The sequence below is a fragment of the Trebonia kvetii genome, assembly GCF_007827045.1.
In the GTDB taxonomy this organism is placed as follows: domain Bacteria; phylum Actinomycetota; class Actinomycetes; order Streptosporangiales; family Streptosporangiaceae; genus Trebonia; species Trebonia kvetii.
The window spans coordinates 1,332,319-1,359,200 of the sequence record NZ_RPFW01000001.1 but is presented as its reverse complement, the minus strand read 5'-3'; the positions used below and the strand labels follow the sequence as shown (position 1 = coordinate 1,359,200).

Genomic DNA, 26,882 nt, shown 5'->3' with positions numbered 1-26,882 from the left:
CCGGCTACAGACCGATCCTGGTCGCCAGCCGCTCCCGGTGGTAGCTGGCGTCGCCGAGGAACAGCTCGCTCGCCTTCGCCCGCTTGAAGTACAGGTGGGCGTCGTGTTCCCAGGTGAAGCCGATGCCGCCGTGCATCTGGATGCTCTCGGCCGCGACGTGGAAGTAAGTCTCCGACGCGTACGCCTTCAGCATCGGCGCGAGAACCGGCACCTCGGGTGAGCCCTCGGCGACTGCGGCGGCGGCGTACTGCACCGCCGAGCGCAGCGACTCGACCTCCAGCAGCAGGTCGGCGCAGCGGTGCTTGATCGCCTGGAAGCTGCCGATGGGCCTGCCGAACTGATGCCGGACTTTGGCGTAGTCGACCGTCATGTCGAGCGACCGCTGCGCGCCGCCGAGCTGCTCGGCGGCCAGCGCGATCGCGGCGACGTCCAGGGTGCGGTCGAGTATCGCGGTGGCATCGCCTGGCGCGCCGATGAGCCGGGCCGTCACCCCGGCGAACTCGAGCCTGGCGAGCTTGCGCGTCTGGTCGAGGGTCGGCAGTGAGGCACGGGCCAGTCCCGCCGTGGCCGTGCCTGCCTCGACCGCGAATAGCGACAGCCCGGCGTCGGTGGTCGCGACGACCAGGATGAGGCCGGCCGCGTGCCCGTCGGGCACGAAGCTCTTATGCCCGTCGAGCCGCCAGTCCTGCCCGTCCTTGCGCGCGGACAGCCGGGCGCTGCCCGGGTCCCAGCTCCCCTCGTCCTCGGTGAAGGCGAGCGTCGCGATCGTCTCGCCGGACGCGATGCCGGGGAGCAGGTCACGCCGCGCGCCCTCGTCCTGGCTCGCGAGCAGAGCGGTGGCGGCTAGCACGGCGCTTGCCAGGTAGGGGCCGGTGTAGAGCGAGGCGCCGAGTTCCTCGAGCACGATCGCCTGCTCGGCGAAGCTGAATCCGGCGCCGCCGTACTCCTCGGGGATGGCCAGCCCCATCAGGCCCAGCTGGCTGCCCGCCTGGTCCCATACCGCGCGGTCGATGCCATCCGCTGTCTCCATGAGCTCGCGGACCCTGGACATCGGCGCCCGGTCCGCCAGGAAGCGGCGCACCGCGGCGCGCAGTTCCTCCTGCTCCGCGCTCACACCCAGACTCATGCGTTCGTTCCTTTCCTGTCGGGCCGTATGTCCACGCCGGCGGCGTCAGTGCGCGACCCGCGGCTCCTTGGGCAGGCCGAGCGCGCGCTCGCCGATGATGTTGCGCTGGATCTCGCTGGTGCCGGAGTAGATGGTGCCTGCCCGGCTGCTGAGGAACACCCCCTGCCAGGGGGTGACCGGGTACTTGTCGCCCTCCGGGCGCAGCAGCCCCTGCGTGCCCTCGATGCCCATCGCGATCTCGCCGAGGCGCTTGTGGTACTCGCTCCAGTACAGCTTGGCCACCGAGGCCTCGGGGCCTGGCTGGCGGCCCGCGGCGACCTGCGCCAGGGTCCGCAGGCCGCTGAAGCGCATGATCTCGACGTGGGTGTACGCCCAGGCGAGCTGCTGGCGGACCAGCGGGTCGTCGGTCTTGCCGCGCTTGCGCGCCGTCTCCACCAGGTCCCAGAACTCCCGCTCGTACCGCAGGTGGGCGACGGTCGCCTGGCCGCCGCGCTCGTGCCCGAGCGTGGTCATCGCCACCCGCCAGCCGTTGCCGAGGCCGCCGATGACGTTGAACAGCGGCGCGCGCACGCCGTCGAGGAAGTCCTCGGCGAACTCCGCAGCGCCCGACATCTGCCTGATCGGCCGGTACTCGACTCCGGGTGCGGTGAAGTCGATGAGCACGTAGGACAGTCCGGCGTGTTTCTCCGCGTCGGGATCGGTCCGGCACAGCACGAACATGCGGTTGGCGTTGTGTGCGCCCGAGGTCCACACCTTCTGCCCGGTGACGACGATCTCGTCGCCCTCGACCACGCCGCGGGTCTCCACCGCGGCCAGGTCGGAGCCGTGGTTGGGCTCGGAGAAGCCCTGGCAGTAGGTGTCCTCGCCGGAGATGATCCGCGGCAGGAAATGCGCCCGCTGCTCCGGCGTGCCGTGCACGATGATGGACGGGCCGACCAGGCTCTCACCCATGCCGCGGTGTACCCGCGGCACGCCTGCCCGGTGGAACTCCTCGTTGAGCACCGCGATGCGCAGCGCGTCCATGCCCTGCCCGCCGAACTCGGCCGGCCAGTGCGGGCAGATCAGCCGCTTCTCCCGCAGCTTGGCGGCCCACTCGGCGTAGGCGGGGTGCGCCATCGCCTTGGCGACAAGGCCGCCCCGGCGGCCGCCCGCGGTCATCGGCATGTACCAGTCGAGCAGGCCGGGTAGCGCCTCCGGCGCCTCGGCCGCGATCCACTCCCTGAGCTCCGCGCGGAACTGCGCTATCTCCGGGCCGAGGTCAAGCTCCATGAGATCCTCCAGCGTGGTGCGGGCCGGCGAGTTCTTGGCCCGCGAACCCTTGGCCGATGGGCCCTTGCTTGGCGAGCTCTTGGTTAACGAGCCCTTGGTTAACGAGCACTGCCGCGATGTGCTCGAGCGACCGCCACAGGCTGAGCGCCGGCATCGCCTGCGGCCGCGCCGCCCGCACGACGTCCCGCGCTTCGTCGAGGGGCACGCCGTTGACGAGCAGGTAGGCGATGGCGACTGTCGAGGTGCGGGAGATGCCCGCCTGGCAGTAGACGCCCACCGTGATGCCCGTCGCGGCGAGCCCGGCGACGTGGTTGGCGGCCTGCAGGATCAGCGCGTCCTGTCCCGGTTCGAGGTCGATGAGCGGGAAGTGGTCGATCGGGATGGGCAGTCGCGGCGGCGTGGTCTCGCCGCGCAGGTCGACGAGGCGCTCGGCGCCTGCCGCGGCCATCGCCATGGCAAGCCCCGCGTCGGCGAGCAGGACGTAGTCGTCGAGCCGGCTGACGCCGATGATCGTGCCGCCCGCCGGCGCCGCGCCGATGTCCGATGCCGTCACGCGTTCTCCTGACTCTGGGTCGTCCCGTGGCCCGCCATCACGCGCCGGCCGGCTCGCGCACCTGAATCCTGCCGCGGTCGATGACCACGGCGCCGTCCGGCCGCGTCGTGGTGAACAGCACGGTGTCATCGCCGTCCTGCCGCCACATGGAGATGGTGAGCGCCTCGCCTGGCAGCACCGGCTTGCTGAACCGGCCGTACATGGAACGGAACCTGGCCGGGTCCGAGCCGCACAGCTCGTGCAGCAGGGCGCGCCCGGTGACGCCGTAGGTGCAAAGGCCGTGCAGGATCGGCTGGCTGAAGCCGCCGGCGGCCGCGAACTTCGGGTCGACGTGCAGCGGGTTGCGGTCGCCCGACAGCCGGTAGATCAGCGCCTGTTCCGGCCGCGTCTCGTAGACGACCTGGTGGTCAGGCTCCCGGTCCGGCCGCTGCCACCCCGGGTCGGTGCCGCGGGATCCACCGAAGCCGCCCGCGCCGCGGATGAAGACCCCGCTGCGCGCGGTGACCAGGACCTCGCCGGAGGCCTCATCGGTCGCCACGTTCTCGGTGGAGATCAGCGCGCCGGAGCCTTTGTCGTAGATGCCGGTGACCGTGGACACCACGGAGACGCTTCCCTCCACGGGCAGCGGCCGGTGCAACTCAAAGAACTGCTCGGCGTGCACGAGCATCGCCGGGTTGAAGTCGCCGAGGCTGCGGCCAAATCGGCCCTGGGAGGCGAGCACCGCGAACGTCGGCAGCACCCGCTGCTCGATGCCCTGGCTGTTCTCTGTGGTGAATTCGAGCTCCCGAAGCGGGTCGCCCAGCCCGGCCCCGACGCCCACCGCGTAGAGCAGCGCGTCCTTGCTGTCCCAGGACCGCACCTGCGGCTCGCTGGGGATTCCCACCACGCTGTGGTCCAGGCTCACTACAACCTCCGGCATCGCAGGCAGTTAAAGTCGGCAGCAGGCAAATTTGCTAGAATAATGTTCTAGAAATAATTAGTGGGGGCCGGTGTCGCCCTGTCAACCCCCGGCGACTAGACCCGCGGTACTGCCCTGCGTCCGCCGTCCCGCGGCCCGCCCGCGGCTGCCCACTCCCGCCCCGCGGCCCGCACCCCAGCCGCGGCCCTCACCCCGGCCGCGCGCTCTCGCCTCTCCCGCGGCCTTGACAGGCCTGTCCCCGCGGCCAGACGATACTAGAACAAACTTCTAGGATTTTGCTTTCCCTGTTCGCGGCCGGTTTCCCGGCCGCGGGCCGGGAGGCGGGGGAGTGGCACACATGGGAGTCCTGGACGGGAAGGTCGCGATCGTGACCGGGGCGAGCCGCGGCATCGGCGCGGAGATCGCCGCTCAGTTCGCAGCCGCCGGTGCGGCGGTCGCGGTGACGGCACGCACGGTCGAGGCGGGCACGTCCTCGCTTGACGGCACGCTTGGCGAGACGGTGGCCCGGATCGAGGCCGCGGGCGGCACGGCGGTGGCCATCCCGGCCGACCTGTCGCGGCCCGAGGACAGGGAACGGGCGGTGGCCGAGGCCGTCGCGCGGCTCGGCGCGCCGGACATCCTGGTGAGCAACGCGGCCGTCACCTATTTCACCCGGGTCGCGGACTTCACGCCGCGCAGGTTCCAGCTGATGTTCGACGTCCAGGTCGAGGCGCCGTTCCACCTCGCTCAGCTCGTCATCCCCGGCATGCGGAAGAAGAGCAGGGGCTGGATCCTGAACATCTCCTCCGGCGCCGCCCGGCATCCGTCCATCCCGCCGAACGCCTGGGCCGGCCGCGGCGGGACCGTCTACGGGATGTGCAAGGCGGCGCTTGAGCGGTTTTCCACCGGGCTGGCCGCCGAGCTCTATCCGGACAACATCGCGGTGAACGCGCTGTCCCCGAACGCCGTGGTCCCGACGCCTGGCACGCTCTTCCATCACCTGACCACGGCGGGCGACCCGAACGCGGAGCCGCCGTCTGTCATGGCGGAGGCGGCACTCGCGCTGTGCAGCGGCGACCCGAAGACGCTGACCGGCCGGATCACCTACTCCCAGGACTTGCTCGCCGAACTGCGCGGCGCCGCGCCCGCGCACCCATGACCGAAGTGCCAGGAGACCGGCCGGGCATAAGATCTGCCGGGCGGGTCCGGGTGGACTGCCACCTGCACACGGTGGCGTCGGGCGATTCTGTGCTCACCATTGAGCAGCTCACCGACCGGGCCAAGTGCGCCGGCCTCGACGTGGTGTGCATTACCGACCACAACGTCACCGCGGCGGCCGTCGACGCGGCGGGCCGTGACCTTGGTGTGCGCGTCATCGTCGGCGAGGAGGTCAGGACCCCCTACGGTGACGTGATCGGGCTGTTCCTGACCGAGCGCATCCCCTATGTGCTGCCGCTCGAGGAGGTCATCGCCAAGATCAAGGCGCAGGGCGGCCTGGTCTACATCCCGCACCCGTTCGACCCCGTCAGATCCAGCCTTGGCCGGGTACTGCCCGCCCTGTGCGCCGAAGGCGCCGTGGACATCATCGAGGTCTTCAACGCCAAGATCTCCGACCCTGCCCTGAACAGCCGTGCGGTCGCGCTAGCCAGGGCCTTCGGTCTGCCGGGCGGCGCGGGCTCGGACGCCCACGACGCTCCGGGCGTAGGCGCCGCCTACCTGGACATGCCCGACTTCGATGGCCCGGCCAGCTTCCTGGCGGCCCTGAACCACGCCCAGCTAAGCGGCGAGTTCCGCGACCACGCCCCCCGCTACCCGCGGCGTTCCCCCTAGCAGCCCCGCGACATTACGCCCACGCACACCGCCAGTCCCACCCGCCACATCGCGCCGCCGATGATCACGGAACTTCTTATCCTGGCGGAACTTTTCTCCCCGGATCGGGTAGAAAAGTTCCGTTGTAATCGGAATTTCCGTGATCATGTTCGACTTGCTGTTGCGCATGTGACTGGCGAGACCCTCCGGGCGGCTGGGTCAGCTCGCCGGGCTCAGTCGGTCGGCGAATCGGCGCGCGCTGACGCGCGCCGCGTTCCGCGCTCGGCCCGCTCAGCCCGGCCGGCTCGGTCAGCACGGTCGGCGCGGACCGTGCCGACCGGCTTGACCGCCGGCGACCAGGGCCCGTTGGCCATGATCCGCTGCACGTACTCGATGACCGCGTCGGCCACCCGGCTCGCCTGCTGCCGGTTCTTGGCGACGGCGACCTCCCTGGCGCCCTCGCCGATCAGCTGGGTCAGGATGGTGGCGTACAGCCGGTCGAACGACGTGTCGGACAGGCCGAGGAGCGTGTCGTTCTGGCTGATCCACTGGTGGCCGCGGGTCCGCGCCATCACGCCGAAGCCGGGCGGCGTGTCACCGGACAGGAACAGCACCGTCAGGTCCCGGTGCTGCCAGCTGCCCTCAAGGTAGGCGCGGGCGCCCGCCGAGAACAGCTCGAACGGGTCGGTCACGCCGGCCCGCTTGGCCGCCGCGACCGCGCCGGCCGCGGCCTCCTCCTGTGCTTGCTGGTACTCCTGCCACAGCGCGACATACAGTTCGCTCTTGCCGCCGAAGTGGTGGTACAGGCTGCCGACGCTCGACCCGGCCCGCTCGACGACCTCGGCGATGCTCGCCTGGGAGAAGCCCTGCTCCACGAAGACCTCACGCGCGGCGTCGAGCAGCGCCCGCTGCGTTTCCGCCGTCCGTGCCCACTGCCACGTCCCCGCCGCGGACTTGCCGCGCGCCTGCCGTGACGCCGCTGACGAAGCTGAAGCTGATGACGAAGATGAAGCTGACGTCGAATCCACCGAACCCGCCTCCGGCCTTACCGAACACAAGCCGCCCCGCCATGGCCGCACGCCGCCTGGACACGGAGTAACGGAACAGGATTCTAATAGCCTATCCCGTCCAGGCCGAACGTGGGAACCTTGACACTGAGGGCCCATTACTGAAGTCTAATTCCAGAAGAGCATTCTATTCACAGCACCTGCGTGTCTTCATGGGCGAAGGGAACGGTGGGTTTCGATGGGACGACTTGACGGGCGCGTGGCGATTGTCACCGGCGCGGGCCGCGGGATCGGCGCGTCGGTGGCCAGGCTGCTGGCGAGCGAGGGCGCGTCGGTCGTGGTCAACGACCTCGGCGTGGCGGTCGACGGCTCAGGGACGGACAGCGGCCCGGCTCAGGAGGTCGTCGGGGAGATCGCCGAGGCGGGCGGCAAGGCGGTCGCGAGCGGCGCCGACATCACCGACTTCGCGGCGGCTGAGGGCCTGATCGGCGGCGCCATCGAGCAGTTCGGCAGGCTCGACGTCCTGGTCAACGTGGCGGGCATCCTGCGCGACCGGATGATCTTCAACATGACCGAGCAGGAGTGGGACGACGTCATCCGGGTCCACCTGAAGGGCACGTTCAACACGACAAGGTTCGCCTCCGCCTACTGGCGGTCGCTGCGCGACGAGACCGCGCAGAACCGCATCATCAACTTCACCTCGGTCTCCGGCCTGCACGGCGCCCCCGGCCAGCCGAACTACGCGGCGGCGAAGATGGGCATCGTGGGCCTCACCTACTCGAGCGCGAACTCGCTGGCCAAGTACGGCGTCACGGTGAACGCGATCTCGCCGGGCGCCGCGACAAGGATGACCAGCTCCATACCGATGGAGCGCCGCCGCGAGGGCAGCCCGAGCAACGCACCCGACGTGATGTCGCCGGACAATGTGGCGCCGATCGTCGCCTACCTGGCCTCCGAGCGGTCCGGATGGATCACCGGCAAGGTAATCCACTCGGCGGGGTACGAGATCGCGCTGTACAACAACCCCGAGCCCGTCACCAGGATCATCGGGACCGCGCCATGGGACGACGCCGACGTGCTCGCCGATCAGGTGGAGCGCTCCTTCGGCAAGCACCGGTGACGCGGGAAATGCCCAAGCCAATACCGGTTCCCACCCCGGAAACCCGGCCGTTCTGGGACGGCGCGGCCGCTGGCGAGCTGCGCATTCAGCGCTGCCTCGACTGCGGCAAGCCGTTCTTCTACCCGCGCACCCTCTGCCCCAACTGCGGGTCAGAACACGTCGAATGGTTCACCGCGAGCGGCCGGGCGACCCTGTACTCCTACGTGATCAACCACCGCCCGGCACGCGGCTTCGAGGACGACGCTCCGTACGCCATCGCCGTGGTCCAGCTCGCCGAGGGGCCGCGGATGATGACCAACATCGTCGGCGTGCCCGCCACCCCGGAGGCCCTGGTCCTCGACATGCCGCTGCGGGTCGCCTTCGAGCAGCGCGACGACATGGCGATCCCCGTCTTCGCCCCCGACGAAGGAAGCGGCGAGGAGACCGCATGACAGGCAACGGAACCGGCAGCGGCGTCATCATCGCCGGCGCGGCGGAGACCGACGAGGTCGGCAGGCTGCCCGACCACTCCACAATGCGCCTGCACGTCGAGGCGGCACGCAACGCCGTCAGGGACGCGGGCCTGACGATGAAGGACATCGACGGCATCGCCAGCGTGTCCGCGCCTGGCCCGACGGCGGTCGCGCACGCGCTCGGCATCTACCCCGACTGGATCGACGGGACGGGTATCGGCGGCACGTCGTTCCTGCTGCACGTCAGGCACGCCGCCGCGGCGATCAGGGCGGGCTACGCGAAGACCGTCCTGATCACCCATGGCGAGTCTGGCCGGTCACGGGTCGGCGCGCCGCGGTGGTCGATGGACCTCGCGTCACCGCAGGGCCAGTTCGAGCTGCCCTACGGCACGCTCGGGCCGACCACGACCTTCACCATCCCGATGCTGCGGTACATGAAGGAGTACGGGCTCACCCACGAGCAGCTCGCCTACGTCGCGGTCGCGCAGCGGCAGTGGGCGGCGAAGAACCCCCGTGCCATGTTCCGCGATGTGATCACCGTCGAGGACGTGCTGGCGTCCAAGATGGTCGCCTACCCGTTCCACCTGCTCGAATGCTGCCTGGTTACCGACGGCGGCGGTGCGCTCATCGTCACCTCGGCGGACCGGGCGGGCGACTTCCCCAAGCCGCCGGTGCACGTGATCGGCACCGGCGAGTCGGCGGAGTCGCCGCTGATCTCGCAGATGGTCGACTTCACCGAGTCGCAGATGTTCCGGCAGGCAGGCCAGAAGGCCTTCGCGGAGGCGGGCATCGCCGCCGCCGACGTCGACCACCTGATGATCTACGACGCGTTCGCGCACGTGCCGATCTACGGACTCGAGGCGCTCGGTTTCGTCAAGAAGGGCGAGGCGGGGCCGTTCATCGCCGAGGGCAACACCGAGCCCGGCGGCCGCCTGCCGCTGAACACCAACGGCGGCGGCCTGTCCTACACGCACACCGGGATGTACGGCATGTTCGCCATCCAGGAGGGCGTCAGGCAGATCCGCGGCGAGGCGGCGGCGCAGGTCGCCAACCCGGAGATCAGCGTGATCCTCGGCAATGGCGGCATGTTCGCCACCTGCGGCGTGCTCGTCCTCGCCCGCCAGCCGAGGTAACCGCGGCCGAGATGACGACGGGTGGTTGCCCGGCTGGCCGGGGCTGTCAGGCCGCGGCCAGCCGGTGCACCTCCTCCCAGTCTCCCGAACGGGTTCGGCGATCTCCCACCGCCCCGGCGTCTTGACACCTCTTGTCACCCGTCCGAGACTGAGCTTGTTTCTAGAACGAACTCGGAAATTACGGCTGGCCTGCAGGCCAGGCCGTTAGGGGAGGACTCCCATGATCGACTTCTCGCTGTCGGACGAGGAACGGGCCGTCCGCGACACCATCCGCCAGTTCATCAGGCAGGAGGTGATGCCGCTTGAGCCGCAGGTGCTGCGCAACGAGCGGCAGGGCCTGCCCTCGCTTGAGCCAGGACAGCTCAAGGAGCTGCAGCTCAAGGCCAAGAAGGCCGGCTGGTGGGGGATCAACACGCCGGAGGAGTACGGCGGCATCGCGCTCGGCCCGATCATGTCGGCGATCGTGGCGATGGAGACCGGCCGCACTTACGTGCCGTTCCGGTTCGGTGGCAGCGCGGACAACATCCTCTATGCGGGCACCGACGAGCAGAAGCAGCAGTACCTGATCCCGACGATCAACGGCGAGCGGCACAGCTGCTTCGCGATCACCGAGCCGGGCGCCGGGTCCGACGCGCGCAACATCAAGGCGCGGGCGGTGAAAGACGGCGGCGACTGGATCATCAACGGCGAGAAGATCTTCATCACCGGCGGCAACGAGGCCGACTTTGTGATGGTGTTCGCCGTCACCGACCCGGACAAGGGCGCCGACGGCGGTGTGACCTGCTTCCTCGCCGACCGCGACATGGGGTGGAAGTCCGACCCGATCCCGACGATGGGCGAATGGGGTCCGGCCTCCCTGGTCTTCGAGAACGTCCGGGTACCGGAGCGGAACATCCTCGGCGAGCTAGGCCAGGGCTTCGCGCTTGCCATGCAGTGGATCGGCAACGGACGCTTCATGATCCCCGCCGGGGCGATCGGCTCCGCCGAGCGGCTGCTCGAGATGGCCATCGAGCATGCGAAGAACCGGGTGTCCATGGGCCACCCGATCGCCGAGTACCAGGCCATCCAGTGGCAGATCGCCGACTCGCACGTGGAGATCGAGGCGGCCAAGTGGCTGACGCTGCACGCCGCCTGGCAGGTGCAGCAGGGCCGCGACGCCCGGCACGCCTCCTCGATCGCCAAGCTCTCCGGTGCCGTGATGGCCAACCAGGTGGTGGACCGGGTGCTGCAGATCCACGGCGGCATGGGCTACACCAAGGAGCTACCGGTGGAGCGCTGGTACCGCGAGCTGCGGCTGCTGCGCATCTTTGAGGGCACCGATGAGATCCAGCGGCGCACGATCGCCCGCAACCTCATCAAGGGCCACGTCAAGCTCGGTCAGCTCGGAGACTGACGCCAGGTCCGACTCCCGCGCCCGCACTGCCTCAGCAACGCGCAAGACAGGAGAGCCCCGCGATGCCCGCCACGTCAGACAGCAGCGACTCAAGGACCGCCGAGCAGGTCCGCCAGCTGTTCAATCCCCGGTCGATCGCCCTGATCGGGGCGACGGACAAGTCGCGGTGGTCGTGGAGCACCTGGGGCAACTTGATCACGCATAAGTTCGCCGGCCCGGTCTACCTGGTCAACCCGCGCGGCATCCCGGTGCATGGGCAGGTCAGCTACGCGAGCGTGGCTGACCTGCCCGAGCCGGTCGACCTGGCCTTCGTGATGGTGCCGACCTCGGCGGTGCTCGGCGTGCTCGCCGAGGTGGCCGACGCGGGAATCCGCTCCGCCGTCCTGCTGACCTCGGGTTTCGCCGAGGTAGGCGAGGAAGGAGCGCAACTCGAACACCAGGTGGTGAACCTGGCCAGGAAGTGGGGTCTCACCATCCTCGGCCCGAACGGCAACGGGTTCATCAACGCCGCCGCCGGAATCACCCCCTACGGGCTGCCCATCGAGCCGCCGCTGCTGCGCGGCCCGGTCGGCGTCGTGCTGCAGAGCGGCGCGCTGGCCAGCGGCGTGCTCAACTTCGCCCAGTCACGCAACGTCGGCACCAGCCTGCTCGTCTCCATGGGCAACGAGTCGATGGTCCAGATGACCGACGTCATGCGGTACCTGATCGACGACGAGGCGACCCGGGTCATCACGCTGTTCATCGAGTCGATCAGGAAGCCCGCCGAGTTCCTCGCCCTGGCCAGGGAGGCGCTCGCGAAGGGCAAGCCGATCGTTGCGCTCAAGGTCGGCCGCAGCCAGGCAGGCGCCAAGGTGGCCAAGGCGCACACCGGCTCGCTCGTCGGCGACGACGCCGTAGTCGACGTGGTGTTCAGGCAGAACGGCGTCATCCGGGTCGACAGCCTGGAAGACCTGGTGATCACGTCGGGCCTGCTCGCCGGGACGGGACCGCTGCCCGGCCGCCGGTTCGGGTTCGTCACGGCATCGGGCGGCGCCTGCGAGATCATCGCGGACCGGTCGCAGGACGAGGGCATCGAGATACCCGAGTTCGCACCGCAGACGATGAGCCGGCTCCGCGAGGTGCTGCCGGCGTTCGCCGCGACGCAGAACCCGATCGACGTCACCGGCTACATCCTGATCGACAACCAGCTGATGCGTAAGGCGCTGCTGACCGTCGCCGACGACCCGGGGCTCGACGCGCTGGTGCTGGCCACGGACCTGCCGAAGATCGCGCCGCCCGATCCCGCCCCGATGATCGAGTTGTTCCGCGGCACCGCCGAGATCCTCAGGAACAGCCCCAAGCCGATCGTGGTGATGGGCAACACCCTCACCGACATCACCCCCTTCGGCAGGCAGGTCGCGGCGGAGACTGGGTACCCGGGCGTGCTCGGCGGCATCCACCATGGCCTGACCGCGCTCGGCCGCGCCGTCGCCTGGTCCGAGGCCTACCGCTCGGCAGGACAGCGCGTTTCTCCCGTCACCGGACAGCCCGCCCCGGTGGAACTGGCGCAGGAGCCGGAAGCCGCCTGGTCGGAGCACCGGGCCTCGCGGTTCCTCGCCGGGCACGGCATTCCTGTCGTCCCCGGCGTGCTCGCCGCCAGCCCGGACGCCGCGGCGGCGGCCGCCGACGAACTCGGCTATCCCGTCGTGGTCAAGCTGGCCGCCGACGACGTCACGCACAAGAGCGACATCGGCGGCGTCAAGGTCGGCCTGCGCACCGCCGAGGCCGTGCGCGCTGCGTACGCCGACGTAGTGGGCGCGGGGCAGGAGGCGGGCGCGGACGTCCAGGGCGCGCTTGTCCAGCCGATGCGGGACGGCGGCATCGAGCTGCTCGTCGGCGTCATCACCGACCCGGCGTGGGGCCTGGTGCTCGCGGTCGGGTTCGGCGGCGTCTGGGTCGAGATACTCAAGGACACGGCGCTGCTCGTGCTCCCCGCCGGGCGAGACCAGATCCTGTCCGCGCTGAAGAACCTGCGCGGTGCCAGGCTGTTCGACGGCCCGCGCGGCACGGAAAAGGCCGACCTGGACGCGGTCGCCGATGCCATCGCCGCGATCGCCGCTCTTGCGGGGCGCCTAGGCGACCGCCTGGAGACCCTCGAGGTGAATCCCCTGCTGGTCCGCGGCTCCCAGGTCGAAGCTCTCGACGCGCTGATCACCTGGCGCCCGCGTACTTAGCCGTGACGGTAGTCATCAGTCACGCGTGTTAGCCCTCCCGGTCACGACGCAGCCGCTCAATGACCTCATCGGGGCTGTCCGCGGTGACTTTGATCATGGCCCGCACCGCGTCCGCCAGCGCCACGCGCGGCACGTCCAGCTCGATCGCGGCCGACTGTGTCCACTCGGTCAGCTGCCGGTAAAGCTCCGGGCTGAGGTCGAGGGTGATCCGCACCGGTTTTGACCGGATCGCCGTTCGGCCGGTGGGCCGGGTGCCGAGCTCTGTGCGGCTCAGAGCGGCGGCTGTCATCTGAGCCTTGCGCCGCTCCCGTTCTGTTGCCATAACCGGACCTTCCGGAGGGAAGCGCGCCGTTCGTTGAGGTCGCCGGCCACCTCGCGCCAGACACCACGGCCAGTATCGGGAATCGGCAGGCCGAAGCTCTGCGCGTAAACCTCGAGTCTCGGCACGGTCGTCCGCAGCACCTCATAGCCCATGTCCGACAAGGTCTCCCTGGCGTTGGCCGTCGAGTGGGCGCGGGTGATGCACCGGGTCAGCAGCACGGCAGAACGGGCCGGCTCGTCCCGAAGGTCCTGGAGTTCGGCGATCTCGTCGCGGACCGGCGTGGTGCGATTGATCTCGATGGGGCTGGGCGCGCACGGGATCAGGATCTCGTCGACGTACCGCATCGCTGACCGGGCTATGCCGGAGTGGTCTTCCAGCTGGGGAGCATCGATTATCACCACGTCATCAGGGTGGGCGATCTCGGCTAGCCGCAGGTGAAGCCGACGCGACGGCAGGGCGACAATCCGGAATGGAAATGCCGCCGCCGGCGGTAGCCGCGGATCCATGGCTGCGAGGTCCGACCATTCGAGGGCGCTCCCGGCTGGGTCCGCGTCCACCAGGAGCACCTGATGCCCAGCCGCGGCGAAGGTGTGCGCCAGCCATACCGCGGACGTAGTCTTGCCCGTGCCCGGCTTGAGATTGAGCAGGGCGACGCTGAAGGCAGGCACGGTTACAGTATTGCAGTATTTACTGCATTACAGAAGTACTGCGCGGTCACGCGGGACCGGCTGCGGGCCCTTCGTCCGGACAGCATGGTGCTGTCAACAGCCTGTGGATGTACAGCGGGAGTACCGCTGCGAAGTGCGCGCATCATGCCGACCCCCTGTGGAAAACGCATCACGTTTGCCGCCGGGCCCCCCCGGCTTGCCTTTCGCGGGACTGTGCTGTTTCCCGGCTGCCGCCTAACTTAACCCTCCGCAGCCAGATGTGCTACTCCCTGCTTTCTTGACGGACGTAAATTTGGCCGCAATGTCCCGTTCAGGAACTGTTCATTCCTAGTGCAATCGTGATGTCCGCGATCGCTTGCTCCTCCGCCGGGCTCACCTGCTTCCCGCCCTCTCGATGGGCGGCGGCGACCTTGTTTGCCACGGCGAGCACGAAGTGGCGGTAGTCATCGCGCTCCTCGGCGGTCGCCTTGTCTTCCAGCAGCGTCGTCGCCTCGGTTAGGCAGCCGAGCGCCTGGTCCCTGAGCTCCTCGGGATTGTGCACCTTCCCGCCGCGCTCCATGCGCGGCTTCTCCGCCACGATCTCGTCGAGCAGCTCGCTCTCGCCGTGCTGGGCCCGTGCCTCCACGTAGGCCTTCGACATCGCGATCGTCTCGCGGAACATTCCCCCGTGCGACGCTGTGATGACGAGCAGGCCCGCGGACGGCGGCCCTTCGAGCACTAGGTCCCATTCGCTGGGTGAAAACGCTGCCTTGGTAGTCACGGCACTCTCCTCCGGATCGGATGCGGATCACGTAAGAGCATTCCGCGGCTCGCGGCAGCGCGCCTCACCCTCAACGGGTCATCCTGGTGGTGGCCGCTATCGGCTGACGGCGTCGTAGATGGCCTGTCCGTAGGCGGCGCTCCGGTCAGAACCGATGATTCCCGGTGCCATCTTGTTCATCATGTAGGAGATCGTCATGCGGCGGCCGGTATCCATGATGATCATGGAACCGCCCCAGCCTCCCCAGAAGCAGATTCTCTCGTCGGGGATCCAGGGCAGCAGGCCAGGCATGGGCAGCCCGTAGCCGATGCCCCACCGCAGCGGAACGCCGAGCACCAGGTCGGGGCCGTTGAGCTGCTCACGGAAGATCAGGTCGATGGTTTCCTCGCGGAGCAGGCGAATTCCGCCGACCTGGCCGCCGCGGGATACCGCTGACATGATCCGGGCCACCGAACGGGCGTTCCCGTGCCCGTTCGCGGCGCCGATGTCGGCAAGGCGCCAGCCGGGCGTGTTGGCGGCCTCGGCCGGGACCGGCGGCCCGGTCAGCGTCTTGACGGCCGGGCTGTCCGGTCCCAGCGCTTCCAGGTCGAACGGCAGCGGCGGCGGCGGGACCACGTCGGAGATCCGTCCCCAGTCGCTTTCCGCGGCGCCGATCTGGAAGTCCGCGCCAAGCGGACCGGCGATCTCCAGCGCGACGAACTGCTTCAGCGGCTTGCCGCTGACCCGCCGCACCAGTTCGCCGACCAGGTGCCCGTAGTTGAGCGCGTGGTAGCCCGACGCGGTGCCCGGCTCCCACCACGGAGCCTGCGCCGCCATCCGCGAAGTCGCCTTCTGCCAGTCGTAGAGGTCTTCCACGACGGCAGGCTGGTCCAGCCCGGAGACCCCGGAGGAGTGCGACAGCAGGTGGCGGACAAGGACGTCCTGCTTGCCGTTGGCGGCGAACTCCGGCCAGTACGCCGCGACCGGCGCGTCCACGTCAAGCTCGCCGCGATCGGCCAGCATCAGCGCGGCCAGGCTGGTCACCGTCTTGGTGGAGGACCAGACATTGGTGATGGTGTGCTCTGACCACGGGATGACTCCGGCCTGGTCGCAGGAGCCGCCCCACAGGTCGACTGCGATCTCGCCGTCAATGTCCACGACAAGCGACGCGCCCAGTTCCTCGCCTGAGTCCAGGTTCCGCGCCAGCGCACTCCGGACCGCCTCGAACCGCCCGTCACACGTGCCATGTACGTCCGCCACTGTCGTTCCCTCTCCGTTGAAGGTCAGCGCACGCCGGCAAACCCGCACCGCGCCCGCCAGCGGCCGCGACGTAGCCGGTAATCCGCAATGTCATCATGTTCCAGAGCCATGATCATCGTCAAAGACCGGCCCGGCGCGCCGTGCGGCCGAACCCGCGCGTGTCGGCGATTGCGGTCAGCGGCCGTCGAGCAGGGGCTGGCGCGGGTCCCAGCGGGTGCCGTCCCGCTCGTCCCTGCGGCGGCGGGCGATCGCGCTGAGCGCCTCGAGCACCACGCGGTTGGCGAGGAACGAGGTGATCTCCGCGTGGTCGTAGGGCGGCGAGACCTCGACGACGTCCATGCCGAGCACCGGCAGTTCATAACCGATGCGGCGCACCGCGTCGAGCAGCTGCCGCGCGGACAGGCCGCCGGGCTCCGGCGTTCCCGTGCCCGGGGCGTGGCCGGGATCGCACACGTCGATGTCGACGGACAGGAACACCCCGTCGCAGTCGTCCATGGCGATGCCGAATGCCTCGGTCAGGCACTCCTTGAGCCCGCGCTCGCCGATCTCTGTCATCTCGTACGAGCGCATCCGCTGCCCGGCCATCCAGTCGAGCGTCTCCGGCTCTGGCCAGTAGCCGCGCAGCCCCACCTGCAGGAACCGGTCGCCGCGGACGGCGCCGGACTCGATGAGCCGCCGCATCGGCTGGCCGTGCCCGATAAGCGAGCCGAACTCGACGTTGCCGGTGTCGGCGTGCGCGTCGAAGTGGATCATTGACACCCGGCCCTGGCCCACGTGCTGCGCCACCCCGGCCGCGTCCGGCCAGGTGATCGTGTGGTCGCCGCCGAGTACCAGGGGCATCGCGCCATTCGAGGTGACCGTGTACACGGCCGCTTGCAGGTCGCGCACCGACCGGGCGGCGTCGCCGGAGAACAGCTCGACGTCGCCCGCGTCGTAGACCCGCAGGTCGCGCAGCCCGTCCGCGCGCAGCGCGAGCGACGGCCGGGAGCCGTCGTGCGGCAGGTAGCACGTCTGCCTGATGTACTGCGGCCCGAACCTGGCGCCAGCGCGGTGCGAGGTGCCGCCGTCGAACGGCGCGCCGAGCAGGACCACGTCCGCGTCCAGGTAGCTGGCCGGGTCCTGCCAGTCGCAGCGGTCGACGCCGAGAAAGGTGATGTCAGGACCGAACTGAGTGCCGTAACGCAACGGACGCTCCCCTCACTCTTTGCTTACCGGGCGACCAGAATCTTTCAGTGACTCGTGGCTACCATCTTCTCGCGTAGCCGCCATGACCGCGGCGCCGAGCCCGATCGCACCGAGTCTGGGTAGGCTTTCCTGCGATGCATACCATCGGGCTTGTCCTGCACCCGCAGCGCGATTCGGCCGAGGCGGTCGAGGCGATGCTGAGCTGGGCCGCGGCCAACGGCAAGGAGATTCTCGGCATCGGCGCGGAGATCAAGCGGCTGAACTGCGCGGCGACCTCGGTCACGTCGCAAGAACTCGGCCGTAGGTCCGACCTGATCGTCAGCCTGGGCGGCGACGGGACGATGCTGCGCGCGATGCGGCTCGCCGACGGCAACCGGGCCCCGGTGCTCGGCGTCAACCTGGGGAAGCTCGGCTTTCTGGCCGAGGTCGACGTGCCGGGCCTGCCCGAGGCGCTGTCCGCGATCGACCGCAAGGAATTCACCGTCGAGCCGCGGATGGCCATCGACGCGACGGTGGGCACGTCAGAGCTGACGGCGTTCAACGACGTGGCGGCGGTCAGGGTGCCGGGAGAGGGCAGCGCCGTCGTGGAAGTGCGCGTCGCGGGGCAGCTCTTCGTCAGCTACGCCGCCGACGCGGTCATCGTGGCCACGCCCACCGGGTCGACGGCCTACAGCTTCTCGGCGGGCGGGCCGATCATGAGCCCCTCGGTCGAGGCGCTGCTCGTCACGCCCGCCGCGCCGCATTCCGCGTACAACAGGGGAGTCGTGCTGTCGGTGGCCGACCCGGTTGCGCTTGAACTGCTGCCTTCGTCCGGCAGGCTCGCCATCGAGGTGGACGGCCGGGTCTCCTGCTACGCCGACCCGGGACAGACCATCGAGCTGCGCTCGCGGCCGGGCGGCGCCAGCGTGGTCCGGCTCGGCCGGACCACCTTCTACCAGCGGGCCAGGCGCAAACTGCGGATCACCGACTCGGCGGAGATACCGCTCAGCATGATCGGCAGCGTCTGGGACGACTAGTGTGATCCGCCTGAGGTTAGCGACATAAATACGTAGACTGTTGTTATGTCGCTTCCTGTTGCGCCGCTGGCGCTGTCGGGTGAGGTCCGGGCTGAGCTTGAGCGGCTGGCGCGTTCGGGTGACCGCCGCCTGCAGGAGCGTGCCGGGATCGTGCTGGCCTGCTCGGGCTCGGCCGAGGGGAATTCCGGGGTGGCAGCTGAGCTAGGGATTTCCGTTGAGACGGTGCGGAAGTGGCGCTCGCGGTTCACCAAGTCCGGCACGGCGGGACTGGCGGACACCCCGCGTCCCGGGCGCAGGAAGGCGGAGCTCGTGCTTACGGGTGCCGAGCGGGAGCAGCTGGCCCGCTGGGCGCGGCGGGGGAAGACGTCGCAGGTCCTGGCGCTGCGGGCGCGTATCGTGCTGGCCTGCGCGGAGGGCAGGGAGAACAAGGCCGTGGCCGCGGAGCTGCGGACGACCGAGCACAACGTGGCCCGGTGGCGGGGCCGGTTCATCACGGGCCGGCTGGACGGGCTGGGCGATGAGAAGCGGCCCGGCCGGCCGCCGTCCATCCTGCTGGACAAGGTCGAGGAGGTCGTCACCGCCACCCTGGAGGAGATCCCCCGGGACGCCACGCACTGGTCGCGGGCCTCGATGGCCCGCCGCAGCGGCCTGTCGCAGTCCACCATCGGGCGGATCTGGCGCAAGTTCGACCTCAAGCCCCATCTCATCGACGGGTTCAAGCTGAGCACCGACCCGCTGTTCGTGGAGAAGGTCGTCGACGTCGTCGGCCTCTACCACAACCCGCCGGAGAAGGCCGTGGTGCTCTGCGTGGACGAGAAGTCGCAGGTCCAGGCCCTCGACCGGTCCCAGCCGGTGCTGCCGATGATGCCCGGGATGCCCGAGCGGCGCACCCACGACTACGCCCGCCACGGCGTGACCAGCCTGTTCGCCGCCTTCGACATCGCCGACGGCACCGTGATCAGCGAGCTGCACCGCCGCCACCGCCACCAGGAATTCCTGAAGTTCCTCAAGAAGATCGACAAGAACGTCCCGGCCGGCCTGGACGTCCACCTGGTCTGCGACAACTACGGCACCCACAAGACCCCGGTCATCCAGGACTGGCTCGCCCGCCATCCCCGCTTCCACGTCCACTTCACCCCGACCGGGTCCAGCTGGATCAACCAGGTCGAGCGCTGGTTCGGCTACCTCACCGACCAGAAAATCCGCCGCGGCGTCCACAAGTCCGTCCAGGCCCTGGAAGCCGACATCCGCGACTGGATCGGGCAGTGGAACGAGAACCCGCGTCCCTTCGCCTGGACCAAGACCGCCGAGGAGATACTCCACTCCCTGGCCGAATATCTGTCGAAGATTTCAGGCGGGACACACTAGCCGGGTCGCGCCGCCGGGCAGGTACAGCCCGCGTCGCGGGCCTGCCCTCAGTCCTCAAGCAGCCCGCCGACGGTGTCGGCGAGCACCCCAAGCTGGCCGATGTCGAAGGCGCCGGTGGCGCCGAGCGGCTGCACGACCACGTGGTCCGCGCCGGCGTCGAGGTGCCCGCGGACCGCGGACAGCACAGCGGCGACGCCCGACGGGATAATCGTGTTCACCAGGTGGTCGCTGCCGCCGTCGGCGATGTCTTCGTCGGTGAACCCGAAGTTCTTCAGGCTCTGTGTGTAGTTGGGCAACCGCAGGTACCTGGCCGCATAGGTGCGCACTCCGGCGGCGGCCGCCGGGTCGAGTGACACGGCCTGTTCCGGTATGAGCAGCGGCTCGGGTCCGAGGATGGGCCGCGCCACCGCGGTGTGCTCCGGCGTCGTGAAGTACGGGTGGGCGCCCGCGAACCTGGCGGACAGCCGCAGCATCTTCGGCCCGAGGGCGGCGAGGACGACGGGCGGCAGCTCCCGCTCGCCCCCGTGCTGCGCGGGATGGTCGAGCTCGTCGAGGAACTTCTCCATCTTCGCGTACGGCTTCTCGTAGACGTGCCCGAGCTGCGCGACGAGCGGCGCGTGGCTGACGCCGAGCCCGAGGATGAACCGCCCGGGGAAGTCCGCCTCGAGCCGCTCGGCCTCCGCGCGGATCGCCGCGGGCTCCCACGCCCAGATGTTCGCGATGCCCGGCGCCACCACCAGCCGGTCGCTGCCGCTCAGCAGCCCGCGCATCGTCGCGAAGTCCTCTGGCCTGGCGTTGCCGCCGCCAACCCACACCGAGGTGAACCCCGCGTCCTCGATGGCGCGCCCCGCGGCGGCCGGGTCGAGCCCAAGCGCCGACGGCGATCCCATCCAGATGCCTACCCGGCCGAGTCGCGAGCGCAATTCATCAGTGGTCGTCATGCCCACTGACATCTCCCCGCGCCGGGAATTCATTCCCTGGCCGCGGGGAGCGCAACCCGTTCCTCCCGATAGATAAGGATCTTCAGCCGCGTGACCAGCGGGCGGCGGTGAGCGTGTTGGCCATCAGCATGGCGATCGTCATCGGGCCGACGCCGCCCGGCACGGGGGTTGAGCCGCGCGGCGATGCCCGTCACCTCGGCGGCGCGCACGTCGCCGGCGAGGCCGGCTTCTGCGCGGTGGATGCCGACGTCGATGACCGTGGCGCCCGGCTTGACGTGCTCGGCGCCGATGAGCCCGCGCACCCCGGCCGCCGCCACCAGGATGTCCGCCTCGCCCGTGACGGCGGCGAGGCCGCCGGTCTTCGAGTGCGCGCTGGTGACGGCGGCTACCCGGGCGCGAATCCGTGCCGCGATCGCCTTTCCGTCGATCAGCGCTGTCATGTCAGTTCCTCCGGTGGCTCAGGCGAAGACGATCGTGTGCTTGCCGTGCCGGATCACGCGGTCCTCGCTGTGCCAGCGCACGGCGCGCGACAGCACCGCCCGCTCCACGTCCGCGCCGCGCCGCTGCAGGTCGGCGGCGGTGTCGCCGTGGCTGACCCGGACCACGTCCTGCTCGATGATCGGTCCCTCGTCGAGGTCTTCCGTCACGTAGTGCGCGGTCGCGCCGACCAGCTTGACGCCACGCTCCTTCGCCTTCGCGTACGGTCCGGCGCCGATAAAGGCCGGGAGAAACGAGTGGTGGATATTGATGATCGGCACCCCGGCTCGCTCGATGAACTCGGCGGACAGGATCTGCATGTACCTGGCGAGCACCACGAAGTCGACGTTGCCCGCGAGCAGCCGCAGGTGCTCCGCCTCGGCGGCCGACTTGTCCGGTCCCGCGGAGGGGACGTAGAAGAACGGCACGCCGAACGACCGCACCTCCTCCGCCACGTCCGGATGGTTGGAGATCACCATCGGGATGGTGACCGCCAGTTCGCCGTGTTTCTGCCGCCACAGCAGGTCTAGCAGGCAGTGATCGGACTTGGACGCGAAGATCGCCACCCGTTTTGGCACCGACAGGTCGCGCAGCGCGAAGTCCAGGCCGAAGCCGCCGGCGACCCTCTCGCTCAGCGACTCCTCGATCTCCGGCAGCCGCAGCGTGAGGTCGGGCACGCTGAACACGGTGCGCTGGAAGAACGCCCCGCCCTCCGGGTTGTCGGAGTACTGGTCGAGCGACACGATGTTCGCACCGTGGCCGCTCAGCACCGCGGTGACCGCCGCGACGATGCCCGGCCGGTCCGCCCCGTGCACGATCAGCGACGCGTGATCGCGGGCGATGCCGCGCGCCGCGGGCGGCTTGTCCGCAAGCAGGGTTGCCCTAGAACTCATGGCGCCGGTACGCCTTCCGCGCGTGCTCGTCGAACGGGGCGGGCTGCACCGTGGCGCGGACCCGCGGGAAGCCGAGGTCGGCATCCGGGTCTGTGCCCGCGCCCGGGTGCTCGCCCCACACGACGGTGACCTCGGTGCCGGGCTCGGCGTACCGCTTGTCGATCAGCGTCAGCGACGCGATGGTGCCGACCGTGTCGATCGTCGCGGTCTGGTGGGTGAGGCCGGCCAGCGCGCCGCCCGCCTCGACGCGGTGCCGTGCGTAGGTGAGGTGGAAGCCGTTTTCCCGCAGGCCGAGCCCGCGCACGTCTTGGGGGTCGAACACCAGCGTGACCTTGGTGCGTGGCGCCGTGTCCTTCGCGGCGAGCAGCGCGTCGCGGCCGATGAAGTCGTGGTTGAAGGAAATGGACCTGCCGTAGCCGAGCTCCCACGGCGAGACGTAGTAGTCCTCGATGTCGGGGGAGTAGAAGCTGCCGTTGAGCGGCCGCTTGCCCTCGATGCCGAACAGCGGCAGCCACCGGCGGTAGTCGGCGAGCACCGGGTCGGTGTAGATCCCGGGAACCGGCGAGGGAATCCAGCCGCTCTCCACGCTCGCGCTCGCGTATGCCCAGGCGCCGACGTGCACGATGCCGAACTCCTGGCCTGCGGTCAGGAAGATGTCCTTGACAGGCTTGGCATGCTCCCAGCCGCCGATGAACTCATAGCCGTCCTGTCCCGACATGTTGTGCCGCAGCGCGCGGAAGTCGCGGCCGTCCAGGGTCACCGGGATCGAGTGGAAGAACTTCGCCTGCGGCAGCGGCCCGCAGAACACCTTCTCCACCAGGGCCTTCGCCTGCGGCCCCTGGACCTGGTAGCGGAAGATCCGCGGCTCGGCGCCGCCGCGGAACGCCGTCGACGGATCCTCGTCGAAGGCGACGTCGTAGCGGTACCGCTCGCCGTGGTACCTGACCCAGTGCTGCGCCGCGGGGATGCCGGTCAGCACGTACCGGTGCTCCGCCTCGCGCAGCAGGATGCCGTCGGTGATGATGTAGCCGTTCCTGGTCACCGGCACGAACTGCTTGGCCTGGCCGATCGCGAAGTTTTCGTAGTTGTTCGCGCTGACCACCGCGAGCAGCTTCGTGGCGTCCGGCCCCTCGATGTACAGGTCGAACATGTGATGCGAGACGTCGGACAGTGACACCGCCTCGTGCCAGGCGGCCTGCTCACGCCGCCAGCCGACGTACTCGGGATCGATGTTCTCCGGAAGCCAGGGAGCCGGATTCTGCCGCCATAGCAGCGCCACGGGCGAGCCTGCCCGATCGATACCGTCCTGGAGACTCGGCTTCTGCGCCGCCATGGATCCTCCGCGGGTCTGGTCTGGTCTCAACGGGGTAAGTAGAAGTAGATCGATCTAGTAGACCGATCTACGGCACCGTACCCGCAGGGGGCGGCTCATCGCAACGGGCGCGTTCCGAAGGCTAAGGTTGCCGCCCGCGCGGGTTCGGCCAGGGCTGACCCGGCGGCCGCCGCCGCGCTGGGCGACGCCCTGTATCTTCAGAAGGCGAATCGCCGGAAGCGAATCTTGCGACGCGAATTGACTAAGCGAGGGATGCGGGGTGCGGATGAGCGCGAAGCGGGTGACGCTGCGCGACGTGGCCGCCGCGAGCGGCGTGTCGCGGGCTACCGCGGGGTTCGTGCTCAGCGACTCGCCGGCGGCCTCGATCTCCGAACCCACCCGCGAGCGGGTCAGGCAGGCGGCGCGCGATCTCGGCTACGTGCCGCACGGGATCGCGCGGGCGCTGCGCGAGGGCTCGTCGCGCATCGTCATCCTCGCGGTCGACTGGGGCAACGACGGCAACTACGCGCGCACCTTCATCCGCGGCCTCGACGGCGAACTCGGCGCGCACGATCACGTGCTCCTGGTCAGGCACGGCCATGCCGCGGGGGACTCCATGCAGCAGGTGCTCGACGCGGTCGCGCCCCGCGCGGTGCTCCGGCTGGCGGAGAACTACCTGGTCCCAGGGCACGAGTTCGACGACGGCGGGTGGGACGGCGGGCTCGCGGGAAACAGCCTGGTCCAGCTCCGCTACCTGGTGACCCGCGGCCATTCCCGCATCGCGGTAGCGCTGCCCGACGGCGACCAGCCGCTCGGCGCGGTGCGGCTGCGCTTCGCCGCGGAGGCGGCGGGCATGCTTCACATTCCCGCGCCGCCGCCGCTGTTCGTGCCGCGCGACCGTCAGGCCGCCGCGCGCGCCGTCGGGGAGTTCCTCGCGGCGCACGACGGCGTAACGGCGGTCGCCGCGTTCGACGACGAGGTGGCCCTGCGCGTACTCGCGGCCGCCGCCGGTCTCGGCCGCGCCGTCCCCGGCGACCTGGCCGTCATCGGCTTCGACGACACCGAGTGCGGCGCGCTGTCCACGCCGGCGCTGACCACGATCCACATCGACGCGGAAGACCACGGCCGCCGCACCGCCCGGATCATCCTCGGCCTCGACGCCGACGGGTTCACCGCCGCCCCCGCCGAGGTGATCGTCCGCGAATCCGCCTGACCCGCGCAGCGCCTGGGTCCGCTAGTCGGTGAAGGTGGGGTCGGCCCCGTGCACCTTGGCGGCGCGTCCCTTGGGCTCCTCCCATTCCTCCCCGCGCCCGAACGCGGTCAGGTCCAGCCACGAGTAGGTGTTGCCAACCGTCTCCACGCCGCGCGCGAACGTGGAGTAGGTGTGGAAGACCTGCTCGCCGTCGCGCAGGAAGCAGCTGACGCCTGGCACCTCCGTCGAGGTGTTGTCCTCGTTGAGGATTTCTGGCTCGTCGCGGTAGTTGTACACGAACGGCGACCGGTCTTTGTCCATGGTGGCCTGGTAGTCGTAGTTGAAGTCGCTGCCGTAGGAGGAGTACCAGTCCACCGTCCAGCCCCTGGCTGCCGAGTAGGCCTTGAGCTTGGCCAGCGGCGCGCGGGACACCAGCGCGAACGCGGTGTCACGGGACCCCAGGTGCGTGAGCATCCCAGGGGAGAGCTCGTCGATGGCCGCGGTACAGCCGGGGCAGGCAGCCTCCCGGGCCGAACATCACGTGCTGCACGATCAGCTGGCTCTTGTCGCCGAACAGGTCGCGCAGCGACACCGTGCCAAGCGGGCCCTCGAACATGTACTCCTTGTCCACCAGGACCATCGGGAGCCGCCGCCGCTCGGCGTTGAGCGCGTCGCGCTTGCGGGTCGCCTCCTTCTCCGCGACGAGCAGCTTCCTCCTCGCCGCAAGCCACTCCTCGCGGGACACGACCTCGGGCAGACCCATGAGAACCTCCTGTGCGCATGTTCGGGGCGGCCGCCTGGCGGCCGCATCAGTCACCACGCCACGGGCCCGCGGTTCTCATCGGTCGGGGTCTAGCCGGCCTGATGTGCCTGGTGAACGGTGCGGCGGAAGCCCGAGCCGTCGTCGCGCCGCTCGCCGAGCGGGCGGCCGTCCAGGTTGGCGCTCCACGAGATCGTCGGCGTGATCTTCATGACCGGCTGGACGCCGAACTGCGTCTCGCGGTCCACGAGTTCGGCGGTCCCGTAGACGCGCACGAAGCGCGGCGACCACGGGCTGACCGAGGCCAGGTCGTCGATGATGAGCGCGACCTTCTCATTGCCCGCCCGGATATTGCTGGTACGGCGGGTCTTGCCCGGATCGACCCCGCCGATCCAGAAGTGCGTGCCGTCGAACTCGAACCCGACCGGCACCACGTCGGGCTGGCCGTCGGCGGAGACCGTGGCCACCCGCGCCAGCGGCTGCGAGCGAATGTAGGCGGCCTCTTCTTCGGTGAAGGACATGACGCACTCCGATCGCGATGGGTCTGGACATTGACGCCAATTGCCGGGCCACTCCCGGTATTCCGGTGGCGTCTTTTCCTGCGGCGGCCGGGCTCAGTTGCTACAGTCCCCATTGTCACTTTCTGTAGCGCCACGGATGCAATGAGGAGTCAATGGCAGCGGGCTCTGGTCGCGGCGGGGCGTCCGCCGGGCTGCTCATCGCGATCATGGTGGGGCTCTTCACCTGGTACGAGGCTGCGGTGACGTCGGCGCACGGACCGAGCCTGTCGTCGGCGACCGTGCCGGGCCTCACCGGCCTGCCCGCGCAGGCCAGGCTCTCCCTCGCGCACGCGAACAATCAGGCCATGCCGACGACCACCGTGCTCGCAGCGATCCGGTTCACCGCGCCGCGTTACGCCGCACCCGGGGTGCGGGTCGCCGGTCAGGTGCCGGCCACCTGGTGGGGCGTTCCCTCGGTGCTGCCCGTCGTCGCGACAAGGCCGGGCTGGGTCGAGGTGCGTCTGGCTCAGCGTCCCAATGGCTCGACCTCGTGGCTGCCGGTCAGCGCGGTGCGGCTGAGCAGCACCGGCTACCGGATCGTCATCAGCCTGAGCACCATGCGCCTGACGCTGTATCGGGACGGCAGGCCGTTGCTGTCCGCGCCGGCCGGGATTGGCACGAAGGACGACCCGACGCCCGCGGGACACTACTTCGTCGCGTTTGACGAGCCGCCGCCCGCCCCCAACCCGGGCTACGGCCCGTTCATCCTGGTCACCTCGGCGCACTCGCCCGCCATCGGCGACTGGGAGGGCTCAGGCGACGCCGTCATCGGCATCCACGGCCCGCTCGGCGAGGACAGCGAGATCGGCACCGCCGGCGCGCGGATCTCCCACGGCTGCATCCGCCTGCATGACAATGACCTGCTGCGGCTGCGCCAGGTCCCGCCGGGCACCCCCATCGACATCGTGGGCTAAGCCGCGGCTATACATCTCTGTGCCGACCGTTGCGCGTCACCAAGTGTTCAGGCGGCGGCGGTGGTGACGCAACCAATGACCGGCCAAAATACGAGTCGTTTGTCCGTGTCTGCCAGTGTTTGATGAGGAACCCCCTGAGTATCAGCAGGAAGCAGCGGGGAATGGCCCGTTCCCCGGCCCGTCGCCTTCCTCCACATGAATAGGAAGTGACGAGACGGGCCGCACCCCGCGATGAATGTCATGACTGAGCGGCGAGGGGCACCGCGAACCCGTTCGGGATCAGGTTCCCGCCGCGCCGGCCG

Annotated in this window: 26 protein-coding genes and 1 pseudogene; 11 read left to right on the top strand and 16 right to left on the bottom strand. The window is 69.7% G+C overall.

Annotation, left to right across the window (positions count from 1 at the left end; translation table 11 throughout):
• Positions 1–4: 4 nt before the first annotated feature.
• Genes EAS64_RS06225 through EAS64_RS06210 form a run of 4 tightly spaced genes read right to left on the bottom strand, consistent with a single transcriptional unit; the run spans position 5 to position 3,867 of the window.
• Entirely contained in the window at positions 5–1,126 is a 1,122-nt protein-coding gene (locus EAS64_RS06225; RefSeq protein WP_145851683.1) for an acyl-CoA dehydrogenase family protein, read from the bottom strand.
• Positions 1,127–1,171: 45 nt separating this feature from the next.
• Positions 1,172–2,395, bottom strand: a complete 1,224-nt coding sequence (locus EAS64_RS06220) for an acyl-CoA dehydrogenase family protein (RefSeq protein WP_145851682.1) — start codon at positions 2,393–2,395, stop codon at positions 1,172–1,174.
• Positions 2,385–2,948 carry a protein-tyrosine phosphatase family protein gene (locus EAS64_RS06215; protein ID WP_187365714.1) on the bottom strand — a complete coding sequence of 188 codons (564 nt, stop codon included), beginning with the start codon at positions 2,946–2,948 and terminating at the stop codon, positions 2,385–2,387. Before EAS64_RS06215 ends, EAS64_RS06220 begins: the two co-directional genes overlap by 11 nt.
• A 37-nt stretch (positions 2,949–2,985) precedes the next feature.
• The gene (locus EAS64_RS06210) at positions 2,986–3,867 is read right to left on the bottom strand and encodes a MaoC/PaaZ C-terminal domain-containing protein (RefSeq protein ID WP_145851680.1); all 882 of its coding nucleotides are present in this window, start codon (positions 3,865–3,867) and stop codon (positions 2,986–2,988) included.
• Positions 3,868–4,204: 337 nt separating this feature from the next.
• Between EAS64_RS06210 and EAS64_RS06205 the strand changes: the two genes are divergently transcribed.
• Positions 4,205–5,005, top strand: a complete 801-nt coding sequence (locus tag EAS64_RS06205; protein WP_145851679.1) for an SDR family NAD(P)-dependent oxidoreductase — start codon at positions 4,205–4,207, stop codon at positions 5,003–5,005.
• The gene (locus tag EAS64_RS06200; RefSeq protein ID WP_145851678.1) at positions 5,002–5,676 is read left to right on the top strand and encodes a PHP domain-containing protein; all 675 of its coding nucleotides are present in this window, start codon (positions 5,002–5,004) and stop codon (positions 5,674–5,676) included. Before EAS64_RS06205 ends, EAS64_RS06200 begins: the two co-directional genes overlap by 4 nt.
• 212 nt (positions 5,677–5,888) lie before the next feature.
• On the opposite strand, the gene EAS64_RS06195 is transcribed toward EAS64_RS06200, so the two are convergent.
• Positions 5,889–6,683, bottom strand: a complete 795-nt coding sequence (locus EAS64_RS06195) for a TetR/AcrR family transcriptional regulator (protein WP_246115540.1) — start codon at positions 6,681–6,683, stop codon at positions 5,889–5,891.
• Positions 6,684–6,900: 217 nt separating this feature from the next.
• On the opposite strand from EAS64_RS06195, the gene EAS64_RS06190 reads away from it, so the two are divergent.
• From EAS64_RS06190 to EAS64_RS06170, 5 genes are all read left to right on the top strand, one after another.
• Positions 6,901–7,782, top strand: a complete 882-nt coding sequence (locus EAS64_RS06190) for an SDR family NAD(P)-dependent oxidoreductase (RefSeq protein WP_145851676.1) — start codon at positions 6,901–6,903, stop codon at positions 7,780–7,782.
• 8 nt (positions 7,783–7,790) lie between these two features.
• Entirely contained in the window at positions 7,791–8,213 is a 423-nt protein-coding gene (locus tag EAS64_RS06185; RefSeq protein ID WP_145851675.1) for a Zn-ribbon domain-containing OB-fold protein, read from the top strand.
• Entirely contained in the window at positions 8,210–9,367 is a 1,158-nt protein-coding gene (locus EAS64_RS06180) for a thiolase C-terminal domain-containing protein (RefSeq protein ID WP_145851674.1), read from the top strand. The genes EAS64_RS06185 and EAS64_RS06180 overlap by 4 nt, the downstream gene beginning before the upstream one ends.
• A gap of 220 nt (positions 9,368–9,587) precedes the next feature.
• Entirely contained in the window at positions 9,588–10,760 is a 1,173-nt protein-coding gene (locus EAS64_RS06175; RefSeq protein ID WP_187365713.1) for an acyl-CoA dehydrogenase family protein, read from the top strand.
• Positions 10,761–10,822: 62 nt separating this feature from the next.
• Positions 10,823–12,973 (top strand): acetate--CoA ligase family protein, encoded by a 2,151-nt coding sequence (locus EAS64_RS06170; RefSeq protein WP_145851673.1) that lies wholly within the window; start codon positions 10,823–10,825, stop codon positions 12,971–12,973.
• Positions 12,974–13,001: 28 nt separating this feature from the next.
• Here EAS64_RS06170 and EAS64_RS06165 read toward each other — a convergent pair whose 3' ends face one another.
• The 5 genes from EAS64_RS06165 to speB all read right to left on the bottom strand — a co-directional run bounded on the left by EAS64_RS06165 (position 13,002) and on the right by speB (position 17,147).
• Positions 13,002–13,262, bottom strand: coding sequence for a hypothetical protein (locus EAS64_RS06165; protein WP_187365712.1), 261 nt, complete (start codon positions 13,260–13,262; stop codon positions 13,002–13,004).
• Positions 13,259–13,963, bottom strand: coding sequence for an AAA family ATPase (locus tag EAS64_RS06160; protein WP_145851671.1), 705 nt, complete (start codon positions 13,961–13,963; stop codon positions 13,259–13,261). Before EAS64_RS06160 ends, EAS64_RS06165 begins: the two co-directional genes overlap by 4 nt.
• A gap of 310 nt (positions 13,964–14,273) precedes the next feature.
• Positions 14,274–14,723: a hypothetical protein gene (locus EAS64_RS06155; protein ID WP_145851670.1), complete on the bottom strand. Its 450-nt coding sequence runs from the start codon at positions 14,721–14,723 to the stop codon at positions 14,274–14,276.
• A 96-nt stretch (positions 14,724–14,819) separates the two neighbouring features.
• A complete protein-coding gene (locus tag EAS64_RS06150; protein WP_145851669.1) occupies positions 14,820–15,962 on the bottom strand; it encodes a serine hydrolase domain-containing protein in 1,143 nt (380 codons plus the stop codon).
• Between the two features lie 174 nt (positions 15,963–16,136).
• The gene (speB, locus tag EAS64_RS06145; protein WP_145851668.1) at positions 16,137–17,147 is read right to left on the bottom strand and encodes an agmatinase; all 1,011 of its coding nucleotides are present in this window, start codon (positions 17,145–17,147) and stop codon (positions 16,137–16,139) included.
• A gap of 134 nt (positions 17,148–17,281) precedes the next feature.
• On the opposite strand from speB, the gene EAS64_RS06140 reads away from it, so the two are divergent.
• Entirely contained in the window at positions 17,282–18,163 is an 882-nt protein-coding gene (locus EAS64_RS06140) for an NAD(+)/NADH kinase (RefSeq protein WP_145851667.1), read from the top strand.
• A gap of 45 nt (positions 18,164–18,208) precedes the next feature.
• Positions 18,209–19,531 carry an IS630 family transposase gene (locus EAS64_RS06135; RefSeq protein WP_222849036.1) on the top strand — a complete coding sequence of 441 codons (1,323 nt, stop codon included), beginning with the start codon at positions 18,209–18,211 and terminating at the stop codon, positions 19,529–19,531.
• Positions 19,532–19,578: 47 nt separating this feature from the next.
• On the opposite strand, the gene EAS64_RS06130 is transcribed toward EAS64_RS06135, so the two are convergent.
• The 4 genes from EAS64_RS06130 to EAS64_RS06115 are packed head-to-tail and all read right to left on the bottom strand — an operon-like array spanning position 19,579 to position 23,175.
• The gene (locus EAS64_RS06130; protein ID WP_222849035.1) at positions 19,579–20,472 is read right to left on the bottom strand and encodes a TIGR03620 family F420-dependent LLM class oxidoreductase; all 894 of its coding nucleotides are present in this window, start codon (positions 20,470–20,472) and stop codon (positions 19,579–19,581) included.
• A 29-nt stretch (positions 20,473–20,501) separates the two neighbouring features.
• Positions 20,502–20,912 carry a hypothetical protein gene (locus tag EAS64_RS47925; protein ID WP_222849034.1) on the bottom strand — a complete coding sequence of 137 codons (411 nt, stop codon included), beginning with the start codon at positions 20,910–20,912 and terminating at the stop codon, positions 20,502–20,504.
• A gap of 18 nt (positions 20,913–20,930) precedes the next feature.
• Complete coding sequence (gene purU, locus EAS64_RS06120) at positions 20,931–21,842, bottom strand: formyltetrahydrofolate deformylase (protein ID WP_145851665.1); 912 nt, start codon at positions 21,840–21,842, stop codon at positions 20,931–20,933.
• On the bottom strand, positions 21,832–23,175 hold the full coding sequence (locus EAS64_RS06115) for an aminomethyltransferase family protein (protein WP_145851664.1): 1,344 nt from the start codon (positions 23,173–23,175) through the stop codon (positions 21,832–21,834). The genes purU and EAS64_RS06115 overlap by 11 nt, the downstream gene beginning before the upstream one ends.
• Positions 23,176–23,440: 265 nt before the next feature.
• On the opposite strand from EAS64_RS06115, the gene EAS64_RS06110 reads away from it, so the two are divergent.
• A complete protein-coding gene (locus tag EAS64_RS06110) occupies positions 23,441–24,367 on the top strand; it encodes a LacI family DNA-binding transcriptional regulator (protein ID WP_145851663.1) in 927 nt (308 codons plus the stop codon).
• A gap of 21 nt (positions 24,368–24,388) precedes the next feature.
• Here EAS64_RS06110 and EAS64_RS45610 read toward each other — a convergent pair.
• Both EAS64_RS45610 and EAS64_RS06100 read right to left on the bottom strand, forming a co-directional pair.
• Positions 24,389–25,109, bottom strand: a pseudogene (locus EAS64_RS45610) (DUF899 domain-containing protein).
• 89 nt (positions 25,110–25,198) lie between these two features.
• Positions 25,199–25,627 carry a PPOX class F420-dependent oxidoreductase gene (locus tag EAS64_RS06100; protein ID WP_145851662.1) on the bottom strand — a complete coding sequence of 143 codons (429 nt, stop codon included), beginning with the start codon at positions 25,625–25,627 and terminating at the stop codon, positions 25,199–25,201.
• Positions 25,628–25,779: 152 nt separating this feature from the next.
• Here EAS64_RS06100 and EAS64_RS06095 point away from each other — a divergent pair, with 152 nt between their 5' ends.
• A complete protein-coding gene (locus EAS64_RS06095) occupies positions 25,780–26,580 on the top strand; it encodes a L,D-transpeptidase (RefSeq protein ID WP_222849032.1) in 801 nt (266 codons plus the stop codon).
• The last annotated feature ends 302 nt before the right edge of the window (positions 26,581–26,882 follow it).

Bases quoted from the DNA above. Each gene is read 5' to 3' on its own strand.
- EAS64_RS06205 (WP_145851679.1), top strand. From the start codon at position 4,205: ATGGGAGTCCTGGACGGGAAGGTCGCGATCGTGACCGGGGCGAGCCGC.
- EAS64_RS06140 (WP_145851667.1), top strand. From the start codon at position 17,282: ATGCATACCATCGGGCTTGTCCTGCACCCGCAGCGCGATTCGGCCGAG.
- EAS64_RS06100 (WP_145851662.1), bottom strand. From the start codon at position 25,627: ATGTCCTTCACCGAAGAAGAGGCCGCCTACATTCGCTCGCAGCCGCTG.
- EAS64_RS47925 (WP_222849034.1), bottom strand. From the start codon at position 20,912: ATGACAGCGCTGATCGACGGAAAGGCGATCGCGGCACGGATTCGCGCC.
- EAS64_RS06190 (WP_145851676.1), top strand. From the start codon at position 6,901: ATGGGACGACTTGACGGGCGCGTGGCGATTGTCACCGGCGCGGGCCGC.
- EAS64_RS06220 (WP_145851682.1), bottom strand. From the start codon at position 2,395: ATGGAGCTTGACCTCGGCCCGGAGATAGCGCAGTTCCGCGCGGAGCTC.
- purU (WP_145851665.1), bottom strand. From the start codon at position 21,842: ATGAGTTCTAGGGCAACCCTGCTTGCGGACAAGCCGCCCGCGGCGCGC.
- EAS64_RS06175 (WP_187365713.1), top strand. From the start codon at position 9,588: ATGATCGACTTCTCGCTGTCGGACGAGGAACGGGCCGTCCGCGACACC.
- EAS64_RS06200 (WP_145851678.1), top strand. From the start codon at position 5,002: ATGACCGAAGTGCCAGGAGACCGGCCGGGCATAAGATCTGCCGGGCGG.
- EAS64_RS06225 (WP_145851683.1), bottom strand. From the start codon at position 1,126: ATGAGTCTGGGTGTGAGCGCGGAGCAGGAGGAACTGCGCGCCGCGGTG.
- EAS64_RS06135 (WP_222849036.1), top strand. From the start codon at position 18,209: ATGTCGCTTCCTGTTGCGCCGCTGGCGCTGTCGGGTGAGGTCCGGGCT.
- EAS64_RS06165 (WP_187365712.1), bottom strand. From the start codon at position 13,262: ATGACAGCCGCCGCTCTGAGCCGCACAGAGCTCGGCACCCGGCCCACC.
- EAS64_RS06210 (WP_145851680.1), bottom strand. From the start codon at position 3,867: ATGCCGGAGGTTGTAGTGAGCCTGGACCACAGCGTGGTGGGAATCCCC.
- EAS64_RS06110 (WP_145851663.1), top strand. From the start codon at position 23,441: ATGAGCGCGAAGCGGGTGACGCTGCGCGACGTGGCCGCCGCGAGCGGC.
- EAS64_RS06185 (WP_145851675.1), top strand. From the start codon at position 7,791: ATGCCCAAGCCAATACCGGTTCCCACCCCGGAAACCCGGCCGTTCTGG.
- EAS64_RS06095 (WP_222849032.1), top strand. From the start codon at position 25,780: ATGGCAGCGGGCTCTGGTCGCGGCGGGGCGTCCGCCGGGCTGCTCATC.
- EAS64_RS06115 (WP_145851664.1), bottom strand. From the start codon at position 23,175: ATGGCGGCGCAGAAGCCGAGTCTCCAGGACGGTATCGATCGGGCAGGC.
- EAS64_RS06130 (WP_222849035.1), bottom strand. From the start codon at position 20,472: ATGACGACCACTGATGAATTGCGCTCGCGACTCGGCCGGGTAGGCATC.
- EAS64_RS06170 (WP_145851673.1), top strand. From the start codon at position 10,823: ATGCCCGCCACGTCAGACAGCAGCGACTCAAGGACCGCCGAGCAGGTC.
- EAS64_RS06180 (WP_145851674.1), top strand. From the start codon at position 8,210: ATGACAGGCAACGGAACCGGCAGCGGCGTCATCATCGCCGGCGCGGCG.